Genomic DNA, 25644 nt, shown 5'->3' with positions numbered 1-25644 from the left:
TAAGTTCACACTCTGCCATTACCCTGTACAATATGTTTCAGGGTCATTAGGCTTTCTAGGCTAATTAAACCCCGTCGATATCCTTTCTGATTCGACACTCCTAAAAACAACGCATCCCCTCGGTTTTGATGACGTGAAAATTGGGGGGATGTGTTCATGAAGGTGAGCGCACTATTGGAATTTTGGGCAAATATACGACTTTCGCTATAGGATTCGGTCGCTATACAATTGGCGTGGTTGCTGCTACACTGATTCATCATGCCGATCGCATTTTCGAGGTTTTCCACAAATCGGAAGGCTATGGTTTTTGACAAATAGGGATGATACCATTCTGAGGGTTCGGCTTCCGTTAATTCGGGAAAGTTTTGGATGAAATCGCGATCGCCTCGTAATTGGAAACCTTCTTCCTGCAAACTATTTAAGAGTCGCACTAGGGAAGAGTTTTTTTGATGAGGGTCAATTAAGACCTTTTCGATCGCATTTACTGGGTCGGGTTCACTTTTATGGCTATCCGTAATCATCCACCGGACTAAATCCATACTAGCGGTAGCAGACCAGTAAAGATAACAATTCCCCATGGCTGTTTTCAGAATAGGAACTGTGGCTTTATTAATCACTTCTTGGATTAATTGGGGTCGCCCGTATGGTATAATCAGGTTGATATATCTGTCTTCGGTGACTAAATCGGGGATAGGATGATCAGGGTCAGCGGGAACAAATTCTAAACATCCCGGCGGCATTCGCGCATCTTCTAGGGCTGATTGTAGGGTTTCGGCGATAATTTGATTGGAAGAGTTAGCCTCACTACTTCCCTGGAGAATTAAACTATTAGCAGTTTTGAGAGCAAAACCGGCGGCGATCGCCCCTAATTCAGGAAAAGCCTCGTAAATGAGGGCAATGACTCCCAGGGGTATATACTGATAATAGCCCTTATACTGTTTGATTTGGTAAGGAGCGCTAACCACCCGACCGATAGGATCGGAGATGGTGCTTAACCTTTCCAATACCTTAATCGCGTTTTCTAGGCGAACTGGAGTCAGTTTTAACCAATCTCCAATCACTTCGGAAACCCCCATTTCTCTGCTGGCTTCCAAGTCAAGGGTGTTCGCTTCCAGAATGTCATTTTTTCGTTGTTTGAGACCATCAGCCATTCTGTTTATTGCTTGACCCCGATCTTCTCCTGATATCTGTGTCAATTCAAGACTGGCAAAATATGCCCGACGAGAAGGGTTTAATGGATCTGGGGTAGAAGAAAAATCATCAGTGATCATCGAGCTAACGCCTGTAAGCAAGCCAAACCATGATTGCTGGCAACATCGCCAGCATAACAGCAACTATTGCCCAAAGCAAGATGTTGCCCCCGGGAGAGTACATGGCTAGGGGTAGCCAAATCACCAGGGGGACTAGAAGCATCCCCAAAGCTAAGGGTAGATAGTGCGATCGCATTCCTGGGGTGGCGCGATACCATTGTTGTCCAGTCCACCACCAAGCCTGTTTGTAGGGGTAGTGGGTGGCTAGTTGTTCTAGGGAATAACCGCTCTCATCAACTACAAAAATCTGCTGACAGCGATCGCAACCGAAAGCCTCGGTCAAGGTAATCGGAACCAGATTACCCTTTCGACGACAGGGACAGGGATAATCACTATGTAAGTCGATTTTCTCAGGTTTGGGAGATGACACAAGCTCGCGTGGTCTTATTTAATGGAGTTAGAAACAAAAGCAAATAGTAGCTCCCATGATAGTTCAGGAACAAGAGATCTAACAACTGAAATGGAGCTAAGCGGGCTCGAACCTGATACATAGCCTATAACCCCTATTCTACCGTTACTTAGGTGTTACTCAAAACCGTAGTAGGATCCATCAATCTGTAGCCATAAAATAACCCCTAGGGGTTTAATCTAGGGGTATTGGCTTATAGGGTTGTAACGGGTAGATTAATCTATCTGATATAGCATAAGACAGAAAAGTTAGGACGTATAATGGCAAGGATATCTACAGAAGACCCAACATGCCAGCCCCCTACAGTTACGACCTTAGACAAAAAGTTATCAATGCAATTGAACTATACGGTATGTCCAAAACCAAAGCCAGTCAATTTTTCCATCTCAGCCGGAACACTATCAATCTCTGGCTCCAAAGAAAAGAACACACCGGAGACTTCCTCCCTAAACCTAATCGCCCACCTGGTCATAACCACCAAATTACCGACTGGCACAAATTCAAGGCTTTTGCCCAAGAGCATAGCCACCAAACCTCCGCTCAAATGGCTCAACTTTGGGATGACGACATCTCTCCTCGCACCATATCCAGAACCTTGAAGAAAATTGGCTTCACCAGAAAAAAACTTACGGCTACCAAGAACGTGATCAGCAACAGCGAGAGGCGTTTATTGCTCAGATTCAACATATGGAGCCGGAAGGGTTGGTTTACCTCGATGAAGCTGGCATCAATAGTCAAGACTCGGATTATCCTTATGGTTACTGCCAGGAAGGACAACGCTTCCATGCCCTCAAATCCGGGAAGAGGCCGGGCAGGGTGAGCTATATGGCGGCATGGTGTCATCAACAACTCTTAGCCCCCTTTACCTTTGAGGGTTGTTGTAATCGGACAGTGTTTGAGTTGTGGTTGGAGTTCATCTTAATTCCAACATTGGTGTTGCATACAGCCTTTATCTCAATCATTAAGCACAGTAACAACACTTGGTAAACCAGTTATTCAAACACTGTAAATCCACAAGGCTTACCGCCACTTCTACCAATCTCACTAATAATTCCATGGTCTCCGTCCTGAACTTGCACACTAAACTTTTGAGCTGTGACCACATCATCTCTATCGGGTTAAACTCAGGGGAATACACCGGCAGATATTCTACCCTGGCTCCTACTGACTCTATCATTTCTTTGACTTCTTCTCGATGATGAGAATTTCAGTTATCCATTACCACTACATCTCCTTTTTTTAATTTTGGCAATAAATCTAACTTGATGAATTGGAGAAAATCCTCTTTTTTCATTGACCCTTATAATGTTTGAGTCGCCACCACTCCGGAGAGCTTAATTGCACCAATTATTGTCATTTTTTTACCTCGATAGGATTTCCGCAGTTCATAGACTTTTTTCCCTTTCGTCGCTCTGGCTAACGGTCTGCTCATCCCTACCCATAACCCACTTTCATCAATAAACACAAGCTTTTCAGGAGCCACATCTCTAATTCTTTACCAATAATCTACTCGCGCTTTCTGTACTTCTTCTGTTACTACTTTTTCGCTCCTGTATGTTTTTTTTGAGACTTATATCGTGCTGCTTTAAAAATCTATCTATCATGGTCGTACTGACATTTATGCCCAGCTTGTCTCTGAGCTTATCACTATATTGCCATAAGGTCAGGTCGGGGTGGGCTTCTACAATATCTATCACGGCTTCCTCATGCTTAGATCAAATGCTTTTCTTTTTAGTGCCACACTTACGAGGAGATAAGTCTCCCGTTAATCGATACTGTTTGACCAGTCGCCTTACCGTGTCTGGACTCACCAAAAAGCGTTTCGCTACTTTTCGGATAGAAGTGTCTCCTTTTTCATAGGCTTCTACTATCTTTTTCCGAAAATCTAAAGAGTAACGGCTCATGGTAGTTGGTTGTGATAACTTATACAATAGCCATACATTATACTGTACTTTGTGTTTTGTGTAAAGGCTGTATCCAAACTGAGGCGGTTGGTTTGGCTCCCGAGGAAGTAGAGGCTCAGATTACGGTTCCTATTGAAAGTGCGGTTAATGGCTTACCCAGTGTTACCCTGGTGCGTTCTTCCTCCAAGGTGGGACTCTCTATGGTTCATGTTGTCTTTGACCAGGAGGCTGATATTTACCAAGCGCGGCAGGCTGTAACGGAACGACTGCAACAGGTGATGAGTCAACTTCCCCAAGGGATTCATCCGCCGGAAATTTCCCCCTTAGTCTCTCCTTTGGGAACGATTCTGCAATATGCCTTTACGGTGAATGGTCAGGGAGAAACGTCTCTGATGGATTTACGCCGTTTGGTGGATGTTACCCTCAGAAATCAGATTCTCTCGGTTCCTGGTGTGTCTCAGGTGACTATTTATGGGGGGGATGAACGGGAAGAACAGATTTTGGTCGATCCGCAACTGTTGCGATCGCGCCAAGTCTCCCTCAATGAAGTCGCGGCAGCAGCCAGGGGAGCCAATTCCAACGCTCCCGGAGGTTTTCTCGTAGGTGGAGGTCAAGAGTTACTCATCCGAGGCATCGGACAGGTTAACACCCTAGAAGACTTGCAGCAGTCGGTGGTGAAAGTTCAATACGGTGAACCGATTTTGCTGCAAGATGTGGCTGAAGTCAAAACGGGAGCGGCACTTAAACGGGGAGATGCCAGCTTTAACGGACAGCCGGCCGTTGTGTTGATGATTAATAAACAACCCGATATAGACACCCCCACCGTCACCCAAGCCGTGGAAGCGGTGATGAACTCCCTACAGTCTACCTTTCCCCCTGATGTGGAAGTTCAACGCACTTTCCGCCAATCAAACTTTATTGATTCTGCCATTCGCAACGTTAGCGGCTCCCTCATTCAAGGGATCATCATCGTTTCGGTGATTATGTTGCTCTTTTTAATGAACTGGCGCACGGCTATCATTACCTTGAGTGCCATTCCCCTCTCGTTGCTGATTGGCTTAATGTTCTTGAAAGCCGTGGGGTTAGGCATCAATACTATGACCCTGGGGGGTTTAGTGGTGGCGATCGGCTCCGTGGTCGATGATGCCATTGTGGATATGGAAAACTGCTATCGTGGTTTACGGCGGAATCCAACCCAAGAAAACCCAAAACCCCCCTTTCAAGTGGTTTATGACACTTCGGTTCAGGTCCGTTTAGCCGTCATTTTTTCCACGGTTATTATCATAGTCGTCTTTGCCCCCATTTTTAGTTTAACGGGGGTAGAAGGGCGAATTTTCGCCCCCATGGGTTGGGCTTATTTGCTCTCCATTGCGGCCTCTACTTTGGTCGCCATGACCCTTTCTCCCGCCCTCTGTGCCATTTTATTGGCTCATCATAGACTCCCCCAGGAAGGCACTTTTATTTCACGCTTGGCCGAAAGTTGGTATCGCCCTCTGCTCAATTTGTCTCTGAGGACTCCCCAACTGATTTTAGGATTAGCCTTAGCCTCCTTAGTGGCTACTCTAGCCGTTGTGCCTTCCTTGGGACGGGTTTTCCTCCCGGAATTTCAGGACAAATCTATGGTGAACTCTATGGTTTTATTTCCGGGTGTCTCTTTGGAGATGACCAATCGGGCGGGAATGGCTCTGGCTCAATCCCTACAAGATAATCCCCTTTATGAATGGGTACAAGTCCGCGCTGGACGCGCTCCGGGGGATGCTGATGGGGCGGGGGTGAACATGGCTCATGTGGATGTAGAGTTGAGTGATGTTGCCCTGGAAGACCGAGAGGCTGCTGTTCAGCAACTGCGGGAGAAGTTTCTGCAATTGCCGGGGGTTGCTCCCAATATTGGCGGTTTTATTTCTCACCGCATGGATGAAGTTTTATCGGGGGTCAGAAGTGCGATCGCTGTGAAAATTTTTGGCCCTGATTTAGTCCAGTTGCGCCAAGTGGGGGAACAGGTGCGAGATGCCATAAAACCCATTGTGGGAGTGGTAGATTTACAATTAGAACCCCAATTACCCATCCGCCAAGTTCAAATCCATTATGACCGGGAGGCGGCGGCGGATTATGGTTTAACCATGGCGGCGATTTCTGAGGTGGTGGAAACGGCGCTTAATGGTCAAGTGGTGTCCCAAGTCCCGGAAAATCAACAACTGATTAATATTATCGTCGGTTTGCCGATCGCCTCACGCAATAATTTAGATGCCATTGGGGCGATTCCCCTCTCTACCCCCACCGGACAAATTATTCCCCTCAGTGCTGTGGCTAGGGTGGAGTATGGTATGGGCGCTAATGTGGTCAATCGGGAAAATGTATCTCGTTTAATTGTGGTGTCTGCCAATGTTTCCCAACGAGACTTAGGCAGCGTTGTGGGGGATATTCAAGCCGCCATTGACCAAAATGTTCAAGTACCCGGTGGCTACTTTATCCAATATGGTGGACAGTTTGAAGCGGAGCAAAAGGCCACTAATAATCTGGTCTGGTATAGCATCCTGGCCGCGATTATGATTGCCATTTTGATGTTCTTCTCGGTTAAGTCTCTCCCGGCGACTGTGGCGATTATGCTCAATCTTCCCCTGGCCTTGGTGGGTGGTATTGTCTCGATTCTCTTAACGGGGGGTAATCTCCATTGCTTCTCTGATCGGGTTTATTACCCTGTTTGAGGTGGCTGTCCGCAATGGTTTGCTGTTGGTGGATAACTATAGCATTAGTCAAGGTGGTTAGGACGTAGATTGGAGAACGGAATCCATGGCATCATGGAGAGAATCAAACTGCTCAATACCGTGGCGAATACGGGCTTTCAGCCACGACCAACATTTCTCTATCTTGTTGAGGTCTGGCGAATAAGGCGGAAGATAGAGTAAACGGCATTGAGCTGCCTCCACCAGTTCAGCAATCCGCCCCCCTTTATGAAACGTTGCATTGTCTAGCACTAGAGTCTGACCTGGCTTCAGTGTTGGAATTAAGATGAACTCCAACCACAACTCAAACACTGTCCGATTACAACAACCCTCAAAGCTAAAGGGGGCTAAGAGTTGTTGATGACACCATGGGGCCATATAGCTCACCCTGCCCTGCCTCTTCCCTGATTTGAGGGCATGGAAGCGTTTTCCTTCCTCGCAGTAACCATAAGGATAATCCGAGTCTTGACTATTCATGCCAGCTTCATCGAGGTAAACCAACCCTTCCGGCTCCATCTGTTCAATCTGAGCAATAAACTCCTCTCGCTGTTGCTTCCAACGTTCTTGGTAGCCGTAAGTTTTTTTTCTGGTGAAGCCAATTTTCTTCAAGGCTCTGGATATGGTGCGAGGAGAGATGTCGTCATCCCAAAGTTCAGCCATTGGAGCGGAGGTTTGATCGCCATGCTCTTGGGCAAAAGCCTGGAATTTCTGCCAGTCGGTAATTTTGTGGTTATTGCCAGGTGGGTGATTAGGTTTAGGGAGGAAGTCTCCGGTCTGTGCTTTTCTTTGCAGCCAGAGATTAATGGTGTTCCGGCTGACATGGAAAACTTGACTGGCTTCTGTTTTGGGCATACCGTCTAGTTCAATTGTATCAATAACTTTTTGTCTGAGGTCGTAACTATAGGGGGCTGGCATTTTTGGTCTTCTTAGTCATCTCGTCCTCTCCATTATACGTCCTAACTTTCCTGTCTGGTGCTATACAACCATAAGTTTGCTCAAGGGATGCTGTTAAAAGAGGTTATTACTCAAGGGTCCCTAGAGCGGTTACAGCCTTTATCTCAATCATTAAGCACAGTAACAACACTTGGTAAACCAGTTATTCAAACACTGTAAATCCACAAGGCTTACCGCCACTTCTACCAATCTCACTAATAATTCCATGGTCTCCGTCCTGAACTTGCACACTAAACTTTTGAGCTGTGACCACATCATCTCTATCGGGTTAAACTCAGGGGAATACACCGGCAGATATTCTACCCTGGCTCCTACTGACTCTATCATTTCTTTGACTTCTTCTCGATGATGAGAATTTCAGTTATCCATTACCACTACATCTCCTTTTTTTAATTTTGGCAATAAATCTAACTTGATGAATTGGAGAAAATCCTCTTTTTTCATTGACCCTTATAATGTTTGAGTCGCCACCACTCCGGAGAGCTTAATTGCACCAATTATTGTCATTTTTTGACCTCGATAGGATTTCCGCAGTTCATAGACTTTTTTCCCTTTCGTCGCTCTGGCTAACGGTCTGCTCATCCCTACCCATAACCCACTTTCATCAATAAACACAAGCTTTTCAGGAGCCACATCCTTAATTCTTTACCAATAATCTACTCGCGCTTTCTGTACTTCTTCTGTTACTACTTTTTCGCTCCTGTATGTTTTTTTTGAGACTTATATCGTGCTGCTTTAAAAATCTATCTATCATGGTCGTACTGACATTTATGCCCAGCTTGTCTCTGAGCTTCTCACTATATTGCCATAAGGTCAGGTCGGGGTGGGCTTCTACAATATCTATCACGGCTTCCTCATGCTTAGATCAAATGCTTTTCTTTTTAGTGCCACACTTACGAGGAGATAAGTCTCCCGTTAATCGATACTGTTTGACCAGTCGCCTTACCGTGTCTGGACTCACCAAAAAGCGTTTCGCTACTTTTCGGATAGAAGTGTCTCCTTTTTCATAGGCTTCTACTATCTTTTTCCGAAAATCTAAAGAGTAACGGCTCATGGTAGTTGGTTGTGATAACTTATACAATAGCCATACATTATACTGTACTTTGTGTTTTGTGTAAAGGCTGTAAATCCTATCCTGATGACAGCTTTAACTTCTGCTCTGGGAATGCTACCCTTGGCGATCGCACAGGGGGCCGGAAATGAAGTTCTACAACCCCTCGCCATCGTGGTATTAGGAGGATTATTCACCTCTACGGCTTTAAAGAGTGTTAGTCATTCCAGCCTTATATAGCACAAGACAGAAAACTTAGGACGTATAATGGAGAGGACGAGATGACTAAGAAGACCAAAAATGCCAGCCCCCTATAGTTACGACCTCAGACAAAAAGTTATTGATGCCATTGAACTAGACGGTATGCCCAAAACAGAAGCCAGTCAAGTTTTCCATGTCAGCAGGAACACCATTAATCTCTGGCTGCAAAGAAAAGCACAGACCGGAGACTTCCTCCCTAAACCTCATCACCGACCTGGCAATAACCACAAAATTACCGACTGGCAGAAATTCAAGGCTTTTGCCCAAGAGCATGGCCACAAAACCTCCGCTCAAATGGCTGAACTTTGGGATGACGACATCTCTCCTCGCACCATATCCAGAGCCTTGAAGAAAATTGGCTTCACCAGAAAAAAAACTTACGGCTACCAAGAACGTTGGAAGCAACAGCGAGAGGAGTTTATGGCTCAGATTGAACAGATGGAGCCGGAAGAAGTGGTCTACCTCGATGAAGCCGGCATGAATAGTCAGGACTCGGATTACCCTTATGGTTACTGCGAGGAAGGAAAACGCTTCCATGCACTCAAATCAGGGAAGAGGCAGGGCAGGGTAAGTATGATAGCCGCATGGTGTCATCAACAACTCTTAGCTCCCTTTAGCTTTGAGGGTTGTTGTAATCGGACAGTGTTTGAGTTGTGGTTGGAGTTCATCTTAATTCCAACATTGAAGCCAGGTCAGACTCTAGTATTGGACAATGCAACGTTTCATAAAGGGGGGCGGATTGCTGAACTGGTGGAGGCAGCTCAATGCCGTTTACTCTATCTACCACCTTATTCGCCAGACCTCAACAAGATAGAGAAATGTTGGTCGTGGCTGAAAGCCCGTATTCGCCACTGCATTGAGCAGTTTGATTCTCTCCATGATGCCATGGATTCCGTTCTCAAAGCTGCGTCCTAACCACCTTGACTAATGCTATAGCTCCGAAAGTTGAGGTCATAAAGCAGGGGGTTGTAGCCCTGTTCCTACTGACAATAGGGTATCTACATTAGGAGCCGTGTGATGTGAAAGTATCAAGCACGGTTTGGAATTGGAGTTGGGGAAGGCGACTTCCCTTTCGACCATAACTACTTCTACGTTTAACAGCAGCAGTCCGTATATTGACCTTGAGATTCCCTTCCTTGCCTGGAGGTGAGTCCAAGCGTCGGGACATACAAACAGTTATGGGGTGTTCATGTCACCTTCATTTATCCAGACTCGGGGCTGGAACCCCACCAGGAGTTGATTTCAGGCATTGCAGCCTTATTTCTTCTCCTGAACGTTTCGCTCATATAAGAATATTTTACCATGCCCGACGACACTCCTGTTGCTATTGTCGATACTAATGAGGTTTATTGCCAATTTTATAATTTGGGACTAATTTCTTATCAACAGGCTTGGAGATGGCAGCAAGACTTAGTGGCCGATCGCATTAATTGTCCAAATTTAGAGGATATTTTGATTTTATTAGAACACCCGCCCGTTTATACCCTGGGACAGGGGGCTAGTTCTGAATTTCTCAAGTTTGACCCCCATGAGTCTGAATATGAACTGTACAGAGTAGAACGGGGTGGGGAAGTGACCTATCACTGTCCCGGTCAGTTGGTGGGATATCCGATTTTGAACCTGCGACGATATCAAATGGACTTACATTGGTATTTGCGGCAACTAGAAGAAGTATTGATTCGGACAATTAGGGTTTGGGGAATTGAGGCCCAGCGCGTTGAGGGTTTGACAGGGGTTTGGGTGGGGGAAACTAAAGTAGCAGCCATTGGCATTAAGGTGAGTCGCTGGATTACTATGCACGGGTTCGCCTTGAATGTTTGTCCTGACTTATAGCACAAGACAGAACACTTAGGACGTATAATGGAGAGGACGAGATGACTAAGAAGACCAAAAATGCCAGCCCCCTATAGTTACGACCTCAGACAAAAAGTTATTGATGCCATTGAACTAGACGGTATGCCCAAAACAGAAGCCAGTCAAGTTTTCCATGTCAGCCGGAACACCATTAATCTCTGGCTGCAAAGAAAAGCACAGACCGGAGACTTCCTCCCTAAACCTCATCACCGACCTGGCAATAACCACAAAATTACCGACTGGCAGAAATTCAAGGCTTTTGCCCAAGAGCATGGCCACAAAACCTCCGCTCAAATGGCTGAACTTTGGGATGACGACATCTCTCCTCGCACCATATCCAGAGCCTTGAAGAAAATTGGCTTCACCAGAAAAAAAACTTACGGCTACCAAGAACGTTGGAAGCAACAGCGAGAGGAGTTTATGGCTCAGATTGAACAGATGGAGCCGGAAGAAGTGGTCTACCTCGATGAAGCCGGCATGAATAGTCAGGACTCGGATTACCCTTATGGTTACTGCGAGGAAGGAAAACGCTTCCATGCACTCAAATCAGGGAAGAGGCAGGGCAGGGTAAGTATGATAGCCGCATGGTGTCATCAATAACTCTTAGCTCCCTTTAGCTTTGAGGGTTGTTGTAATCGGACAGTGTTTGAGTTGTGGTTGGAGTTCATCTTAATTCCAACATTGAAGCCAGGTCAGACTCTAGTATTGGACAATGCAACGTTTCATAAAGGGGGGCGGATTGCTGAACTGGTGGAGGCAGCTCAATGCCGTTTACTCTATCTACCACCTTATTCGCCAGACCTCAACAAGATAGAGAAATGTTGGTCGTGGCTGAAAGCCCGTATTCGCCACTGCATTGAGCAGTTTGATTCTCTCCATGATGCCATGGATTCCGTTCTCAAAGCTGCGTCCTAACCACCTTGACTAATGCTATAACTGGATTTAAAGCGATCGTTCCCTGTGGTATTTCTGATTTCCCCGTAGGGAGTCTGGCTGAATTAGTCCCGGATATTTCCATCGAGCAAGTCCGGGATGTCCTCGCGGCCTGTTTTGCTGAAGTTTTTGGAGTCACCCTCAAACTTACTCGAGAGGAAAAGACGCCCGGAACGATCGCCATAACTTGAGCCAAAGGAGCCCCACAAGGGTCTATTCACCCATCAAAACTAAGATTTTGACTGAATTGCTGGGGTAGATGGCTCATGCTTGCGGAAAGTTTCCTCCCATTGATTAGGAGATAGTCGGGGGATTAACCACTTGCCAAACTGGGTATATAGCATTAGTCAAGGTGGTTAGGACGCAGCTTTGAGAACGGAATCCATGGCATCATGGAGAGAATCAAACTGCTCACGTGCAGTGGCGAATACGGGCTTTCAGCCACGACCAACATTTCTCTATCTTGTTGAGGTCTGGCGAATAAGGCGGAAGATAGAGTAAACGGCATTGAGCTGCCTCCACCAGTTCAGCAATCCGCCCCCCTTTATGAAACGTTGCATTGTCCAATACTAGAGTCTGACCTGGCTTCAATGTTGGAATTAAGATGAACTCCAACCACAACTCAAACACTGTCCGATTACAACAACCCTCAAAGCTAAAGGGAGCTAAGAGTTGTTGATGACACCATGCGGCTATCATACTTACCCTGCCCTGCCTCTTCCCTGATTTGAGTGCATGGAAGCGTTTTCCTTCCTCGCAGTAACCATAAGGGTAATCCGAGTCCTGACTATTCATGCCGGCTTCATCGAGGTAGACCACTTCTTGTGGCTCCATCTGTTCAATCTGAGCCATAAACTCCTCTCGCTGTTGCTCATCACGTTCTTGGTAGCCGTAAGTTTTTTTTTCTGGTGAAGCCAATTTTCTTCAAGGCTCTGGATATGGTGCGAGGAGAGATGTCGTCATCCCAAAGTTCAGCCATTTGAGCTGCTGTTTTGTCGCCATGCTCTTGGGCAAAAGCCTTGAATTTTTGCCAGTCGGTAATTTTGTGGTTATTACCAGGTCGGTGATGAGGTTTAGGGAGGAAGTCTCCGGTCTGTGCTTTTCTTTGCAGCCAGAGATTAATGGTGTTCCGGCTGACATGGAAAACTTGACTGGCTTCTGTTTTGGGCATACCGTCTAGTTCAATGGCATCAATAACTTTTTGTCTGAGGTCGTAACTATAGGGGGCTGGCATTTTTGGTCTTCTTAGTCATCTCGTCCTCTCCATTATACGTCCTAAGTATTCTGTCTTGTGCTATACTACCAAGACGCGACCACTGCCAACCATCTATGATTAGGAAGACCGAATGTCCGACTTGAACCATCGTAATACACTAGCAGCGAAATAGGTTGACACGCTGCGCTCAAAAGGGCAAGGGGAAAAGTAGGGGGTTCGTCCGACTACCTACACAGACCTTTAAAAGTACCCCGGTTCTGAGGACAAATCTAACGATGGAATGCCCATATAATCGGAACGTTGTAACCCCTCTAATGCTCTGCCTATAAACAAGTGAGTAATGCTATTCACAAGGCAGTAGTGAAAAATGTAAGCGCATGCTTAGAGGGTGAAGGATGTGACCAGAAGCTAAAGCCCAATTGTCATGGTTGGGATATGCCCACAAGTCACGGTGGGGATATAGATACTGCGGTCAGTAAGAGTATAATGGCGAGGACGAGTTTAAAGACTACGTGGTGCATATAGCTCTGAACATCGAAGTAGAAAGCAGGTCTCTTGATTCTGCTCCTTTGACAAATAGGGTATCCACACCAGGAGCCGTGTGATGGGAAACTATCAAGCACGGTTCTGAATGGGAGAGGGTGAAGGTGACTTCACTCTCGACCCCTAACCCTATAAGGGGAAAGGATGTGACTGAAAGCCAATACCCAATGGTAATGGTTGGGATATGCCCACTAGTCACGGTGTGGATATAGAGACTGCGATAAGTAAGAGTGCTTATGACTTGAGCGAGTTTAAAGACTACGTGTTGTATAGCACAAGACAGAATACTTAGGACGTATAATGGAGAGGACGAGATGACTAAGAAGACCAAAAATGCCAGCCCCCTATAGTTACGACCTCAGACAAAAAGTTATTGATGCCATTGAACTAGACGGTATGCCCAAAACAGAAGCCAGTCAAGTTTTCCATGTCAGCAGGAACACCATTAATCTCTGGCTGCAAAGAAAAGCACAGACCGGAGACTTCCTCCCTAAACCTCATCACCGACCTGGCAATAACCACAAAATTACCGACTGGCAGAAATTCAAGGCTTTTGCCCAAGAGCATGGCCACAAAACCTCCGCTCAAATGGCTGAACTTTGGGATGACGACATCTCTCCTCGCACCATATCCAGAGCCTTGAAGAAAATTGGCTTCACCAGAAAAAAAACTTACGGCTACCAAGAACGTTGGAAGCAACAGCGAGAGGAGTTTATGGCTCAGATTGAACAGATGGAGCCGGAAGAAGTGGTCTACCTCGATGAAGCTGGCATGAATAGTCAAGACTCGGATTATCCTTATGGTTACTGCGAGGAAGGAAAACGCTTCCATGCCCTCAAATCAGGGAAGAGGCAGGGCAGGGTGAGCTATATTGCCCCATGGTGTGATCAACAACTCTTAGCCCCCTTTAGCTTTGAGGGTTGTTGTAATCGGACAGTGTTTGAGTTGTGGTTGGAGTTCATCTTAATTCCAGCACTGAAGCCAGGTCAGACTCTAGTGCTAGACAATGCAACGTTTCATAAAGGGGGGCGGATTGCTGAACTGGTGGAGGCAGCTCAATGCCGTTTACTCTATCTTCCGCCTTATTCGCCAGACCTCAACAAGATAGAGAAATGTTGGTCGTGGCTGAAAGCCCGTATTCGCCACGGTATTGAGCAGTTTGATTCTCTCCATGATGCCATGGATTCCGTTCTCGAATTTGCATCCTAACTACCTTGACTAATGCTATATATAGCTCCCAAAGTTGAAGTCACAAAGCAGGGGTTGTAGCCTGTTCCTATTGACAATAGGGTGTTCACATCAGGAGCCGTGTGCTGGGAAACTCGCATGCACGGTTTTGAATTGGAGTTGGGGAAGGTGACTTCCCTTTCGACCATAACTGTACCCCGGTGGATAGGACAAGTCTAAAGATGGAATGCCCGTATAAACGGAACGTTTAAACCCCTTTTAGGCTCTCAAGTGGCAGGATGTACCTGCGGAGTAGTGAAAAGTGTAAGCGTATAGTGCGAGACGTTCGGGTATGAAATAGGGCTGAAATGCCCGAAATAACTACCCGGTGAGGATTCCAGCTCCGAATCTGGATATAAGGAGACCTCTCCTGACCATCCTCATAACTGGTTATATGTCCCGACGCTTAGGGAACTAAGCAAGGCAGGGAACTCAAGGTCATAAACGAACTGAGAAATCAGGGAGTAGAGAGTAACGGCGATAGCCACCCCCAGTTTTGGAAATCATAACTCCAGGATTGAAGCGGGGAACGGAAGGCGTGAGGTAGAACCTACTACCAAGACGCGACCACTGCCAACCATCTATGATTAGCAAGACCGAATGTCCGACTTGAACCATCGTAATACACTAGCAGCGAAATAGGTTGACACGCTGCGCTCAAAAGGGCAAGGGGAAAAGTAGGGGGTTCGTGCGACTACCTACACAGACCTTTAAAAGTACCCCGGCGGAGAGGACAAATCTAACGATGGAATGCCCATATAATCGGAACGTTGTAACCCCTCTAATGCTCTGCCTATAACCTACATTCCGCAGGTTGACAGGGAATAAAAGATATGGTGCTAGTCTAGGCTAGAAAGGGTTCCTTCGAGCGGTAGGCTCTGGCGATGCAGATTAAAAATTTAGACCATCTGGGTTTAGTGGCTGGAGTGATTGACGAACTTGGCCTGGTCGAGTTGACGGATAAGCGGATTGAACCTCATAGCTTGGAGCATGTGAGTGCCGGACAAGTGGTTAAAGCCATGATTTTGAACGCCCTAGGCTTTCTCAGTGCACCGTTGTATTTATTCAGCGAGTTTTTTGAGAGTAAAGCGGTGTCTCATCTGCTCGGGGAAGGGGTAGAGGCTCGTCACTTGAATGACGACCGCTTAGGTCGAGTGTTGGATGAACTCTACGCAGAAGGGACGACATCATTTTTTCTCCAGGTGGCGCTCCAGGCTGTGGAACGATTTGGAATTGATATTCAACAGCGTCATCTCGATGCCACCTCGATCTCAGTAGAAGGGAAGTATCAGCGGTGCTCGAAGGGGAAATCCGAGGTAGGACTTGAGTCAGCTCCCCCGGTGAGACATCAGCAGAACCCAGCCCAATTCGGCTGTGTCGAGGCTATTCCCGAGACCATCGTCCAGATTTGAAACAGTTTTTGATGACTCTAGTCTGTGCCGCCGACGGTGGCGTGCCGCTATGGTTGCAGTTGCCAGTGGCAATGAACAGGACACTCAGCAGTTTGCAGAGGTGCTCAAGGCGTTTGGTGACCAATGGACTAGCGACGGTATCGTTGTGATGGATGCCGCCTTTTACACAGCAGCCAATCTCGCAGCAGATGGAGACCACGGGGTGGCTATCACGGCGTCGCTGACCCTAAAAGCTACTCAAGAGCTGGTGCACAGCGATGTCACCCGACTGACTGAAGTCCCCTGCAACTCCAAGGATTACCGGATGTGGGAGATTGAGCAGACCTATGCCGGAGTGCGCCAGCGCTGGCGCCTCGTCGAAAGCCAAACCCGCAAAGCCAATGCCGACCTCTGGCAACCCGAATTAGAGAAGCTCGAACACCGCCTCAACCGCCAATTGAAAAAGCTGACCCAGCGGGTCTTTGCTTGCAAACCCGATGCCCTCGAGGCCTTGATGCAGTTTCAAGATGGACTCGAGGTGCATCAGCTCACTCAGGTCTCCCTGGAGACGGTGCGGGCCAAGCGACCCCCCGGTCGTCCCGCCAAATCCGCCGAACCCACCCCAGTTCAGGGCTATCGGCTCCAGGCCACGTTACAGCAGACCGCCACGGCGGAAGACCGCTTTAGCCGTCAGCGTAGTCGCTTTATTCTAGCCACCAATCAACTGGAGCAATCCCTCTGGCCGGCTCAGACCTGCTTGAGCGAATATAAAGGGCAACAGACCGTCGAGAGAGGCTTTCGCTTCCTCAAAGACCCCCTCTTCTTTGCCAGTAGCGTCTTTGTCAAAAAGCCGCAGCGGGTCGAGGCCTTAGCTCTCATCATGGCCCTAACCCTTATGGTGTATACCCTCGCCGAACGCCAACTGCGACAGGCGCTAGATGCTCAGAAGCAAACGGTGCGCGACCAACGCCAACAACCCACCGCTAAACCGACCTTTCGCTGGATTATGCAGAAGTTTCAAGGAATCCACTGGGTTAATCTCGATGGGCAAAGGCAGATTAGCAATCTCAATGATGAACGGCGATTGATTATTCACCTCTTCGGTCCACCCGTTGAGCGCTATTACTACGCATCCGGTTAATTACCTATCAACCTGCGGAATGTAGGCTATAAACAAGTGAGTAATGCTATTCACAAGGCAGTAGTGAAAAATGTAAGCGCATGCTTAGAGGGTGAAGGATGTGACCAGAAGCTAAAGCCCAATTGTCATGGTTGGGATATGCCCACAGGTCACGGTGGGGATATAGATACTGCGGTCAGTAAGAGTATAATGGCGAGGACGAGTTTAAAGACTACGTGGTGCATATAGCTCTGAACATCGAAGTAGAAAGCAGGTCTCTTGATTCTGCTCCTTTGACAAATAGGGTATCCATACCAGGAGCCGTGTGATGGGAAACTATCAAGCACGGTTCTGAATGGGAGAGGGTGAAGGTGACTTCACTCTCGACCCCTAACCCTTTAAGGGGAAAGGATGTGACTGAAAGCCAATGCCTAACTGTAATGGCTAGGATATGCCCACTAGTCACGGTGTGGATATAGAGACCGCGACAAGTAAGAGTTTGATGACGAAAGCGAGTTTAAAGACTACGTGTTGTATTTAGCTCCCAAAGTTGAGGTTACAAAGCGGGGGGTTGTAGCCCTGTTCCTACTGACAATAGGGTATCTACATCAGGAGCCGTGTGCTGGGAAACTCGCAAGCACGGTTTGGAATTGGAGTTGGGGAAGGTGACTTCTCTTTCGACCATAACACAACTCCCCTCTTTTTTTCGCTCAGTCTTGACCTTGAGTCTCTCTGCCTTATCTGGTTGTCGAAGCCAGATGTTGAGACACATAGATAGTTATGGGATGGTCAGGGGTGCGAATCCCTTATATTCCACCAAGGGGTGGAAGTCCCACTAGGAGGTTATTTCAGCCATTGCAGCCCTATTTGACTCCTAAACGTTTCGCACGTTATGTATATTTCTATACCAAACGTCGGGACATATAAACAGTTATAGGGATGGTCAGAAGCGAGCTTCTTGTATTCAGTCAGGGGGCTGAAGTTTTCACCAGGTAGTTATTTCAGGCATCTCAGCCTTATTTCCTACCTGAACGTCTCGCACTAATGGATAAATTATAACAGCCAGGTACTTTGAGAAAAATCTTCATTGTTCATCGGTTGACTGAGGGAATGTTCGGGACGAGGCACTAAATGAGGTGGGGATCGCTTCGTGGGTTTCTGTGCTAGTTTAGACGTAGATGATTCTAGTTTTAACTGTTCGATATGTTGTAAAAGTTTAGTATTCGTTTCCGACAGATGTAGTGCTATTAATTCTGCCTGTTCTAGCTTTTCCTTTAAGGCCGCCGCCGCTTCAGTCTCCTGTTTAAGTTGGGCTATTAATTTATTTTTTTCCTCTAATTCTTGTTGTAGTTTATTGATTGTAGTGGCTAATTGCCTATGGCTGGCTTGAGCGTTTTTAACAGTTAATTGAAGGGCAGAAATCTCTTTTTTTAAAGTCTGCTCAGTTTCCTGGGACTGCTGTAAGTGGGATTCAAGCCAGGCTACTTGAGCTTCTAACTCCATCTGCGCCTCTAATTCGGCTTGGGTGGGGGTTGGACGGCTAGAGGAGGTATTGTCCCTTGGGGATGTGCTTGTATTAATTTGATGATCAGTATCAGCAGATTCTGGGGGGGGACTACCCGCCTTTTCTGCTTCCTGTTTGACCATATCGGCTAGACTTTTCTTAACCATCATCTCCTCCCTTGGAACTGTGTGTCCCGTCGCCTGATGGGCGGCTGATACAACTTCATTAAGCATACAGCGATCGCGAGGGGAAAAATAGATCCGTTTGGGGGGTTGCAATTTTCGGGTGAGTTATGTTAATGTAATAAACTGTTCGGACGCATAGCTCAGTTGGTTAGAGTACCACGTTGACATCGTGGGGGTCGCTGGTTCGAGTCCAGTTGTGTCCACTATTAACTGACCGTTATCATAACTGCAATAACCGTGATTCACTTAACCCGATAGTCCTACCTAATTACTCAGATATTACTCACAATCTAGTCCTAGCACAGGAAAATAATTCTGTCAATAGGATGATTACTCAGTCAACAAGCACCACTTAATCAATCTGTCAAATACCCATATCACCCCCTAAACCCGACAAGTGATAGGGTAGTTCCCTTGTGATACCCGTCAATGGCAAGCCTATCGGTTCGTACCTCACCCTTGACCGCTATCACATCGGTCACTTCCCCAATAGTGCTTATTCCGGTTATGGGGGGAGGGTATGTTTCAAAGCCAACACGATAGCCGTAGGTAGCCGTAGGGCCTACATTCCGCAGGTTGACAGGGAATAAAAGATATGGTGCTAGTCTAGGCTAGAAAGGGTTCCTTCGAGCGGTAGGCTCTGGCGATGCAGATTAAAAATTTAGACCATCTGGGTTTAGTGGCTGGAGTGATTGACGAACTTGGCCTGGTCGAGTTGACGGATAAGCGGATTGAACCTCATAGCTTGGAGCATGTGAGTGCCGGACAAGTGGTTAAAGCCATGATTTTGAACGCCCTAGGCTTTCTCAGTGCACCGTTGTATTTATTCAGCGAGTTTTTTGAGAGTAAAGCGGTGTCTCATCTGCTCGGGGAAGGGGTAGAGGCTCGTCACTTGAATGACGACCGCTTAGGTCGAGTGTTGGATGAACTCTACGCAGAAGGGACGACATCATTTTTTCTCCAGGTGGCGCTCCAGGCTGTGGAACGATTTGGAATTGATATTCAACAGCGTCATCTCGATGCCACCTCGATCTCAGTAGAAGGGAAGTATCAGCGGTGCTCGAAGGGGAAATCCGAGGTAGGACTTGAGTCAGCTCCCCCGGTGAGACATCAGCAGAACCCAGCCCAATTCGGCTGTGTCGAGGCTATTCCCGAGACCATCGTCCAGATTTGAAACAGTTTTTGATGACTCTAGTCTGTGCCGCCGACGGTGGCGTGCCGCTATGGTTGCAGTTAGCCAGTGGCAATGAACAGGACACTCAGCAGTTTGCAGAGGTGCTCAAGGCGTTTGGTGACCAATGGACTAGCGACGGTATCGTTGTGATGGATGCCGCCTTTTACACAGCAGCCAATCTGCAGCAGATGGAGACCACGGGGTGGCTATCACGGGTGTGCTGACCCTAAAAGCGGCTCAAGAGCTGGTGCACAGCGATGTCACCCGACTGACTGAAGTCCCCTGCAACTCCAAGGATTACCGGATGTGGGAGATTGAGCAGACCTATGCCGGAGTGCGCCAGCGCTGGCGTCTCGTCGAAAGCCAAACCCGCAAAGCCAATGCCGACCTCTGGCAACCCGAATTAGAGAAGCTCGAACACCGCCTCAACCGCCAATTGAAAAAGCTGACCCAGCGGGTCTTTGCTTGCAAACCCGATGCCCTCGAGGCCTTGATGCAGTTTCAAGATGGACTCGAGGTGCATCAGCTCACTCAGGTCTCCCTGGAGACGGTGCGGGCCAAGCGACCCCCCGGTCGTCCCGCCAAATCCGCCGAACCCACCCCAGTTCAGGGCTATCGGCTCCAGGCCACGTTACAGCAGACCGCCACGGCGGAAGACCGCTTTAGCCGTCAGCGTAGTCGCTTTATTCTAGCCACCAATCAACTGGAGCAATCCCTCTGGCCGGCTCAGACCTGCTTGAGCGAATATAAAGGGCAACAGACCGTCGAGAGAGGCTTTCGCTTCCTCAAAGACCCCCTCTTCTTTGCCAGTAGCGTCTTTGTCAAAAAGCCGCAGCGGGTCGAGGCCTTAGCTCTCATCATGGCCCTAACCCTTATGGTGTATACCCTCGCCGAACGCCAACTGCGACAGGCGCTAGATGCTCAGAAGCAAACGGTGCGCGACCAACGCCAACAACCCACCGCTAAACCGACCTTTCGCTGGATTATGCAGAAGTTTCAAGGAATCCACTGGGTTAATCTCGATGGGCAAAGGCAGATTAGCAATCTCAATGATGAACGGCGATTGATTATTCACCTCTTCGGTCCACCCGTTGAGCGCTATTACTACGCATCCGGTTAATTACCTATCAACCTGCGGAATGTAGGGTAGGGGGGAACCCGCTAAGTAATCAATGTATAGCACCAGACAGGAAAGTTAGGACGTATAATGGAGAGGACGAGATGACTAAGAAGACCAAAAATGCCAGCCCCCTACAGTTACGACCTTAGACAAAAAGTTATCAATGCAATTGAACTAGACGGTATGTCCAAAACCAAAGCCAGTCAAGTTTTCCATGTCAGCCGGAACACCATCAATCTCTGGCTGCAAAGAAAAGAACACACCGGCGACTTCCTCCCTAAACCTAATCGCCCACCTGGTCATAGCCACCAAATTACCGACTGGCACAAATTCAAGGCTTTTGCCCAAGAGCATGGCCACAAAACCTCCGCTCAAATGGCTGAACTTTGGGATGACGACATCTCTCCTCGCACCATATCCAGAGCCTTGAAGAAAATTGGCTTCACCAGAAAAAAAACTTACGGCTACCAAGAACGTTGGAAGCAACAGCGAGAGGAGTTTATGGCTCAGATTGAACAGATGGAGCCACAAGAAGTGGTCTACCTCGATGAAGCCGGCATGAATAGTCAGGACTCGGATTACCCTTATGGTTACTGCGAGGAAGGAAAACGCTTCCATGCCCTCAAATCAGGGAAGAGGCAGGGCAGGGTGAGCTATATAGCCGCATGGTGTTATCAACAACTCTTAGCTCCCTTTACCTTTGAGGGTTGTTGTAATCGGACAGTGTTTGAGTTGTGGTTGGAGTTGATCTTAATTCCAACATTGAAGCCAGGTCAGACTCTAGTATTGGACAATGCAACGTTTCATAAAGGGGGGCGGATTGCTGAACTGGTGGAGGCAGCTCCATGCCGTTTACTCTATCTTCCGCCTTATTCGCCAGACCTCAACAAGATAGAGAAATGTTGTTCGTGGTTGAAAGCCCGCATTCGCCATTGTATTGAGCAGTTTGATTCTCTCCATGATGCCATGGATTCTGTTCTCAAGGCTGCGTCCTAACCTTATTGACTAGTGCTATAACACCATGCCGCAATCATGCTCACCCTGCCCTGCCTCTTCCCGGATTTGAGGGCATGGAAGCGTTGTCCTTCCTGGCAGTAACCATAAGGATAATCCGAGTCTTGACTATTCATGCCAGCTTCATCGAGGTAAACCAACTCTTCCGGCTCCATCTTTTCAATATGAGCAATAAACTCCTCTCGCTGTTGCTCATCACGTTCTTGGTAGCCGTAAGTTTTTTTTCTGGTGAAGCCAATTTTCTTCAAGGCTCTGGATATGGTGCGAGGAGAGATGTCGTCATCCCAAAGTTGAGCCATTTGAACGGAGGTTTTGTCGCCATGCTCTTGGGCAAAAGCCTTGAATTTGTGCCAGTCGGTAATTTGGTGGCTATGACCAGGTGGGCGATTAGGTTTAGGGAGGAAGTCGCCGGTGTGTTCTTTTCTTTGCAGCCAGAGATTGATAGTGTTCCTGCTGACATGGAAAACTTGACTGGCTTCGGTTTTGGGTATACCGTCTAGTTCAATGGCATTAATAACTTTTTGTCTAAGGTCGTAACTGTAGGGGGCTGGCATTTTTGGTCTTCTGTAGATATCCTGGCCATTATACGTCCTAACTTTTCTGTCTTGTGCTATACAATTCCAAGACAACGGTAAACGCTTCGTGTTAATATGCAACTCGGTTAGATTCGTAAGCAGTTAGATTCAGAGATGTACATGATGTCCAATGGCAAGTCTCTCTTCTACTGATCACCCTAGATAGGCCATTAGGCTGTTGAAAAGGATTTAACCTGGAATTCTCTTATAGCTGCCTAAGTGTGAAATCCAAACGCATGAGTCCGACTACGGGGTTTTTATGGGGATGTGTGTTTACCTTAATGGTAGCCATGCTACTCCTATTCGCATGGTTATTTTTTAGTAACCAATCGTCTTTAGGAAAGGATGAACCATCACCCCCAAGTTTCCCATCTGGAATTCTCCCGCCACCGCCTAATGTGTCGGAGTCAACATTAGGGACGTTTCCCAATGGGCAGATTCCGATCCCCACCTTTCCTTTACCTCCCCCACCTAGTTCCTCTGATTCCTCAAGTTCTGGGTCTCATGTACTTCGAGAATGGGAAAGACAACAAACGACTAATCAACAAATCACTACTCAACTGGAACGACATCGGGTTCAGATTGACCAACTAACGAGTCAACTGGAGCGACATCGGGTTCAAATTGAAACTCTTACAACTCAGCTTGAACAGCAGCGAATGCAAAATGAACGCCTGACTATGCAACTGCAAGAACAGGAGCGTCGGGTTAGTAATTTGACTCTGGATCAAAACCGTTTATCTCAAGGCAATTCTGGCGGACATGGCTTGCAAACTGCTATGCTATGGTTTCTGGTGGGGGTGATTCTGGCTGTGGTCTTGGGTGGTAGTATTTTTGCGATCGCTTTAGTGGTGATGGCGGGTCAATCTAATCGTCGGTCTGAGTTGAAACGTTATTCAATTCAACCTATTGATATCTGGCCTTATCGGATTGAGGAAGAACCTGCTGACTTTTTGCCCCCGAATATGCGATCGCGTCGTTCCCGTTAAATCTGCCCCTAGCTGGCGGGGTAGGATAACTGGATCGCGAATAGCGAGTATCTTCTCTCTAGGTGCTTTTGCCCTATTCCTCAATTTGCCAAATATCGGTCATCTGATTTTCATCGACAATCCGTTTTGGGCGCAAAATCAGAATCACCCTGCCTAGCAGAGGCGTTTCGGGTTGGTCCTCAAACCATTGCAATTCTAGTTGACCCTCAATCTCCACTAGAAAATAACTGTCTGCTTGCCATGTTCTACCTGCGCGATCAATAACTGCAACTACTTCCTCAACCTGACCAGGGAGAGGAGTAGGAAGCTGGTCGCTTTGACATAAAATCACCACTGGGTCTTCAGAATTTCGGACTACCTGCCAACCTGGTAAAGCCAGCCAAGCACCTCCTCCATTAAATTTGATGATTCCAAAAGGTTCGATCGCCTCACACAGGGGAACAGCTTGCCAATCCTCCTTGTTGAGGGGAAACCTCCCCGCCACAGGTACAATACAAGGAAGTTCCTCAGACTCCTCTAAACGATACACTGGCAGGCGAGGGGCAGTTTTGGGATATGAAACCGTAAAATCAGTTAAAAGCTGTTCTAGCTGGCTTCTAGCCGCCGTAGATTTGACAAATTTTAGACCCTTAGCAATCAGGCGCGATCGCTCCTGGATATCCTTTTGTTGGCGAGCCAATTTGGCGAAATAATAGGCTACCATATCCCCGGCATCGGTAGAAAATCCTTCCGGCATACCCCCGCTCAGGGAAAAATCTTTCAGCGCCCTAGCGATATTTCGGGCTTCATCGGCATCTAAATTGTACTCGAGAATCAACCCCGCCGCCGCCACCCGCAGGGGTTGGGTGAGGATACGAAGTTCATAAAGGATATCGCTGCCTTTTTGCCAAAAATGCGATCGCACCTTCTCGGAGGCTTCCCCCTTAACCATGGAGTGGTAAACCTGAGAAGCGACAATTACCTGATTTTGTTGCACAGGTTCAAAACCAGTATCCTCAAAAATCTCCTGGGAATTTTTACCGCACTTTTGCAGAGTAGCACAGGCCTGACCCCACTCAACCCAACTCCCTTCTTTGCGTCTAAGTTGCTTAATCAAGGCTTGTTGGTCTACATTACTTTCGACCACTGGGGGTGTAAATTTCGGATTCGGGGATGTTTCAGTCATATTCGCAATTAGTATGATAGACAATCAGGGACTTAATCCCCACGACTAGCTCCCCACCATGGTCAAGGGTAGCCCTTGGGGTTCAAAGTGCTTTTTTTCGCAGGAATAGCAGTAGGGATTCCGCGATTTCTTGGGGCCAATGGTCTTGGGGATAATGTCCAGCCTTATCTAGTTTAACCAATACTGCCCCAGGAATCTTCTCGACCAAACTTTCAGCCATAGACAGATCTAGCCAAGGGTCAGCAGTCCCCCAGACAATCTCGGTGGGATGATCCCATTTGGGGAAGCCGGAGACAATTTCTTCCATAGCCTCCTTTAATTGTAGATTCTTAATGGTTGCCATGAGCGCCCGCCCGGTAGAGGAAGACTTGAGAAACGGACGGCGATAGACATCGAGATCTTTATCTTCAATCACATAACCGCTTCCTCCCTCCAGAGTGCGATCGACTAATAACGGGTCTTGAGTCATCATATCCCCGACAAAAGGCAATGACATCTGTTTGATTTTCCAGGGTAATTTTGCCTCGGTAGAGACAGGGGTATTTAATACTAACAGCCGTTCAATTTGTTCTGGGTGTCGCAGGGCATACTGTAACCCCACGGAACCTAAGAAACCTTGAACAACCAAATAAAACTTAGTTAATTTTAGGGTAGTTAAAAACTCTTCTAATCCTTGAATATACGCATCTGGAGTATAGGGGAAATCTCGTTTTTCGGGTTTCTCGGAAAATCCAGAACCCAGCCAGTCGGGTGCGATCGCTCGGTATCCCTTCTCGCCTACTTCCTCCATAATTACACTCCAACTGTAACTTTGAGAAATTAACCCATGTAAAAATAAGATAGGCGGTTTATCTGTCACTTCCCGGTTAATTTCCCGATAAAACCAGTCGAATTTTCCCGCTTTAATTGTTTCCGTTGCGATCGCCACTTTTAAAAAATTGATAAATTTGATTAATTTGCAGTGAGAAAGCCGGAGGCAGAATCCACAATTAACAACTATTAATTATCAATTATTTACCCTA

General features: G+C 47.3%; 17 protein-coding genes, 1 tRNA gene and 10 pseudogenes. 15 read left to right on the top strand and 13 right to left on the bottom strand.

Features of this window, described 5'->3' with window-relative positions:
- Nucleotides 1–5: 5 nt before the first annotated feature.
- Both HFV01_RS07565 and HFV01_RS07560 read right to left on the bottom strand, forming a co-directional pair.
- The gene (locus tag HFV01_RS07565; RefSeq protein WP_006624508.1) at nucleotides 6–1271 is read right to left on the bottom strand and encodes a glutamate-5-semialdehyde dehydrogenase; all 1266 of its coding nucleotides are present in this window, start codon (nucleotides 1269–1271) and stop codon (nucleotides 6–8) included.
- Nucleotides 1272–1275: 4 nt separating this feature from the next.
- A complete protein-coding gene (locus HFV01_RS07560) occupies nucleotides 1276–1680 on the bottom strand; it encodes a hypothetical protein (protein ID WP_006624507.1) in 405 nt (134 codons plus the stop codon).
- 328 nt (nucleotides 1681–2008) lie between these two features.
- Here HFV01_RS07560 and HFV01_RS07555 point away from each other — a divergent pair.
- Nucleotides 2009–2652: pseudogene (locus tag HFV01_RS07555) on the top strand (IS630 family transposase); the annotation flags it as partial.
- A gap of 28 nt (nucleotides 2653–2680) precedes the next feature.
- Here HFV01_RS07555 and HFV01_RS07550 read toward each other — a convergent pair.
- Nucleotides 2681–3623: pseudogene (locus tag HFV01_RS07550) on the bottom strand (IS630-like element ISAtsp7 family transposase).
- Nucleotides 3624–3694: 71 nt separating this feature from the next.
- On the opposite strand from HFV01_RS07550, the pseudogene HFV01_RS07545 reads away from it, so the two are divergent.
- Nucleotides 3695–6371, top strand: a pseudogene (locus HFV01_RS07545) (efflux RND transporter permease subunit); the annotation flags it as partial.
- Between the two features lie 14 nt (nucleotides 6372–6385).
- Here HFV01_RS07545 and HFV01_RS07540 read toward each other — a convergent pair.
- The gene (locus HFV01_RS07540; protein WP_193520969.1) at nucleotides 6386–7261 is read right to left on the bottom strand and encodes an IS630 family transposase; all 876 of its coding nucleotides are present in this window, start codon (nucleotides 7259–7261) and stop codon (nucleotides 6386–6388) included.
- A 150-nt stretch (nucleotides 7262–7411) separates the two neighbouring features.
- Nucleotides 7412–8354 (bottom strand): annotated as a pseudogene (locus tag HFV01_RS07535) (IS630 family transposase).
- A gap of 72 nt (nucleotides 8355–8426) precedes the next feature.
- Between HFV01_RS07535 and HFV01_RS07530 the strand changes: the two are divergent.
- From HFV01_RS07530 to HFV01_RS07510, 5 genes and pseudogenes are all read left to right on the top strand, one after another.
- Nucleotides 8427–8610, top strand: a pseudogene (locus tag HFV01_RS07530) (efflux RND transporter permease subunit); the annotation flags it as partial.
- 41 nt (nucleotides 8611–8651) lie between these two features.
- Nucleotides 8652–9527, top strand: a complete 876-nt coding sequence (locus tag HFV01_RS07525; protein WP_006670343.1) for an IS630-like element ISAtsp1 family transposase — start codon at nucleotides 8652–8654, stop codon at nucleotides 9525–9527.
- Between the two features lie 387 nt (nucleotides 9528–9914).
- Nucleotides 9915–10442: pseudogene (lipB, locus tag HFV01_RS07520) on the top strand (lipoyl(octanoyl) transferase LipB); the annotation flags it as partial.
- Nucleotides 10443–10505: 63 nt separating this feature from the next.
- A pseudogene (locus HFV01_RS07515) lies at nucleotides 10506–11381 on the top strand (IS630 family transposase).
- 5 nt (nucleotides 11382–11386) lie between these two features.
- Nucleotides 11387–11590: a hypothetical protein gene (locus HFV01_RS07510; protein WP_233497953.1), complete on the top strand. Its 204-nt coding sequence runs from the start codon at nucleotides 11387–11389 to the stop codon at nucleotides 11588–11590.
- A gap of 165 nt (nucleotides 11591–11755) precedes the next feature.
- Here HFV01_RS07510 and HFV01_RS07505 read toward each other — a convergent pair.
- Nucleotides 11756–12633 (bottom strand): annotated as a pseudogene (locus HFV01_RS07505) (IS630-like element ISAtsp1 family transposase).
- Nucleotides 12617–12763: a hypothetical protein gene (locus HFV01_RS07500; protein WP_193521359.1), complete on the bottom strand. Its 147-nt coding sequence runs from the start codon at nucleotides 12761–12763 to the stop codon at nucleotides 12617–12619. Before HFV01_RS07500 ends, HFV01_RS07505 begins: the two are co-directional and overlap by 17 nt.
- Before the next feature lie 728 nt (nucleotides 12764–13491).
- On the opposite strand from HFV01_RS07500, the gene HFV01_RS07495 reads away from it, so the two are divergent.
- Entirely contained in the window at nucleotides 13492–14367 is an 876-nt protein-coding gene (locus tag HFV01_RS07495; protein ID WP_193520968.1) for an IS630 family transposase, read from the top strand.
- A 456-nt stretch (nucleotides 14368–14823) separates the two neighbouring features.
- Here the strand turns inward: HFV01_RS07495 and HFV01_RS07490 are convergent, their stop codons facing one another.
- A complete protein-coding gene (locus HFV01_RS07490; protein ID WP_006625930.1) occupies nucleotides 14824–15003 on the bottom strand; it encodes a hypothetical protein in 180 nt (59 codons plus the stop codon).
- 266 nt (nucleotides 15004–15269) lie between these two features.
- Here HFV01_RS07490 and HFV01_RS30280 point away from each other — a divergent pair, with 266 nt between their 5' ends.
- Together HFV01_RS30280 and HFV01_RS30275 are read left to right on the top strand one after the other, a co-directional pair.
- Entirely contained in the window at nucleotides 15270–15797 is a 528-nt protein-coding gene (locus HFV01_RS30280; protein WP_318286211.1) for an IS1634 family transposase, read from the top strand.
- A 49-nt stretch (nucleotides 15798–15846) separates the two neighbouring features.
- Nucleotides 15847–16917, top strand: coding sequence for an IS1634 family transposase (locus HFV01_RS30275; RefSeq protein ID WP_318286209.1), 1071 nt, complete (start codon nucleotides 15847–15849; stop codon nucleotides 16915–16917).
- A 535-nt stretch (nucleotides 16918–17452) separates the two neighbouring features.
- On the opposite strand, the gene HFV01_RS30270 is transcribed toward HFV01_RS30275, so the two are convergent.
- Nucleotides 17453–17581, bottom strand: a complete 129-nt coding sequence (locus HFV01_RS30270) for a lysine N(6)-hydroxylase/L-ornithine N(5)-oxygenase family protein (RefSeq protein ID WP_162097047.1) — start codon at nucleotides 17579–17581, stop codon at nucleotides 17453–17455.
- Nucleotides 17582–17949: 368 nt separating this feature from the next.
- A complete protein-coding gene (locus HFV01_RS07480; protein ID WP_006624503.1) occupies nucleotides 17950–18678 on the bottom strand; it encodes a hypothetical protein in 729 nt (242 codons plus the stop codon).
- A 36-nt stretch (nucleotides 18679–18714) separates the two neighbouring features.
- Between HFV01_RS07480 and HFV01_RS07475 the strand changes: the two genes are divergently transcribed.
- The 4 genes and pseudogenes from HFV01_RS07475 (at nucleotide 18715) to HFV01_RS07465 (ending at nucleotide 21875) form a co-directional block, all read left to right on the top strand.
- Nucleotides 18715–18788: transfer RNA gene (locus HFV01_RS07475), tRNA-Val, on the top strand.
- Entirely contained in the window at nucleotides 18747–18941 is a 195-nt protein-coding gene (locus HFV01_RS31980) for a hypothetical protein (protein ID WP_008052216.1), read from the top strand. Before HFV01_RS07475 ends, HFV01_RS31980 begins: the two co-directional genes overlap by 42 nt.
- Nucleotides 18942–19231: 290 nt before the next feature.
- A pseudogene (locus HFV01_RS07470) lies at nucleotides 19232–20879 on the top strand (IS1634-like element ISAtsp2 family transposase).
- A 120-nt stretch (nucleotides 20880–20999) separates the two neighbouring features.
- The gene (locus HFV01_RS07465; RefSeq protein ID WP_006669732.1) at nucleotides 21000–21875 is read left to right on the top strand and encodes an IS630 family transposase; all 876 of its coding nucleotides are present in this window, start codon (nucleotides 21000–21002) and stop codon (nucleotides 21873–21875) included.
- Nucleotides 21876–21892: 17 nt separating this feature from the next.
- Here HFV01_RS07465 and HFV01_RS07460 read toward each other — a convergent pair.
- Nucleotides 21893–22447, bottom strand: a pseudogene (locus tag HFV01_RS07460) (IS630 transposase-related protein); the annotation flags it as partial.
- Nucleotides 22448–22704: 257 nt separating this feature from the next.
- Here HFV01_RS07460 and HFV01_RS07455 point away from each other — a divergent pair.
- A complete protein-coding gene (locus HFV01_RS07455) occupies nucleotides 22705–23457 on the top strand; it encodes a DUF3450 domain-containing protein (protein ID WP_223064838.1) in 753 nt (250 codons plus the stop codon).
- Nucleotides 23458–23530: 73 nt separating this feature from the next.
- Here the strand turns inward: HFV01_RS07455 and HFV01_RS07450 are convergent, their stop codons facing one another.
- Together HFV01_RS07450 and HFV01_RS07445 are read right to left on the bottom strand one after the other, a co-directional pair.
- Nucleotides 23531–24622: a RuBisCO accumulation factor 1 gene (locus HFV01_RS07450; RefSeq protein WP_006624499.1), complete on the bottom strand. Its 1092-nt coding sequence runs from the start codon at nucleotides 24620–24622 to the stop codon at nucleotides 23531–23533.
- Between the two features lie 82 nt (nucleotides 24623–24704).
- A complete protein-coding gene (locus tag HFV01_RS07445; protein WP_006624498.1) occupies nucleotides 24705–25550 on the bottom strand; it encodes an alpha/beta fold hydrolase in 846 nt (281 codons plus the stop codon).
- Nucleotides 25551–25644 lie beyond the last annotated feature (94 nt).

The sequence above is a fragment of the Limnospira fusiformis SAG 85.79 genome (genome assembly GCF_012516315.1).
Taxonomy (GTDB): Bacteria; Cyanobacteriota; Cyanobacteriia; order Cyanobacteriales; family Microcoleaceae; genus Limnospira; species Limnospira fusiformis.
This window is presented reverse-complemented; position numbering and strand designations above follow the sequence as displayed.

Excerpts from the sequence above, each read along its gene's own strand:
- HFV01_RS07495 (WP_193520968.1), top strand. The coding sequence starts at position 13,492 with ATGCCAGCCCCCTATAGTTACGACCTCAGACAAAAAGTTATTGATGCC.
- HFV01_RS07455 (WP_223064838.1), top strand. The coding sequence starts at position 22,705 with ATGAGTCCGACTACGGGGTTTTTATGGGGATGTGTGTTTACCTTAATG.
- HFV01_RS07500 (WP_193521359.1), bottom strand. The coding sequence starts at position 12,763 with ATGGTTCAAGTCGGACATTCGGTCTTCCTAATCATAGATGGTTGGCAG.
- HFV01_RS07540 (WP_193520969.1), bottom strand. The coding sequence starts at position 7,261 with ATGCCAGCCCCCTATAGTTACGACCTCAGACAAAAAGTTATTGATACA.
- HFV01_RS07490 (WP_006625930.1), bottom strand. The coding sequence starts at position 15,003 with ATGGTTCAAGTCGGACATTCGGTCTTGCTAATCATAGATGGTTGGCAG.
- HFV01_RS30270 (WP_162097047.1), bottom strand. The coding sequence starts at position 17,581 with ATGGTCGAAAGAGAAGTCACCTTCCCCAACTCCAATTCCAAACCGTGC.
- HFV01_RS30275 (WP_318286209.1), top strand. The coding sequence starts at position 15,847 with ATGGTTGCAGTTGCCAGTGGCAATGAACAGGACACTCAGCAGTTTGCA.
- HFV01_RS07525 (WP_006670343.1), top strand. The coding sequence starts at position 8,652 with ATGCCAGCCCCCTATAGTTACGACCTCAGACAAAAAGTTATTGATGCC.
- HFV01_RS07565 (WP_006624508.1), bottom strand. The coding sequence starts at position 1,271 with ATGATCACTGATGATTTTTCTTCTACCCCAGATCCATTAAACCCTTCT.
- HFV01_RS30280 (WP_318286211.1), top strand. The coding sequence starts at position 15,270 with ATGCAGATTAAAAATTTAGACCATCTGGGTTTAGTGGCTGGAGTGATT.
- HFV01_RS07450 (WP_006624499.1), bottom strand. The coding sequence starts at position 24,622 with ATGACTGAAACATCCCCGAATCCGAAATTTACACCCCCAGTGGTCGAA.
- HFV01_RS07465 (WP_006669732.1), top strand. The coding sequence starts at position 21,000 with ATGCCAGCCCCCTACAGTTACGACCTTAGACAAAAAGTTATCAATGCA.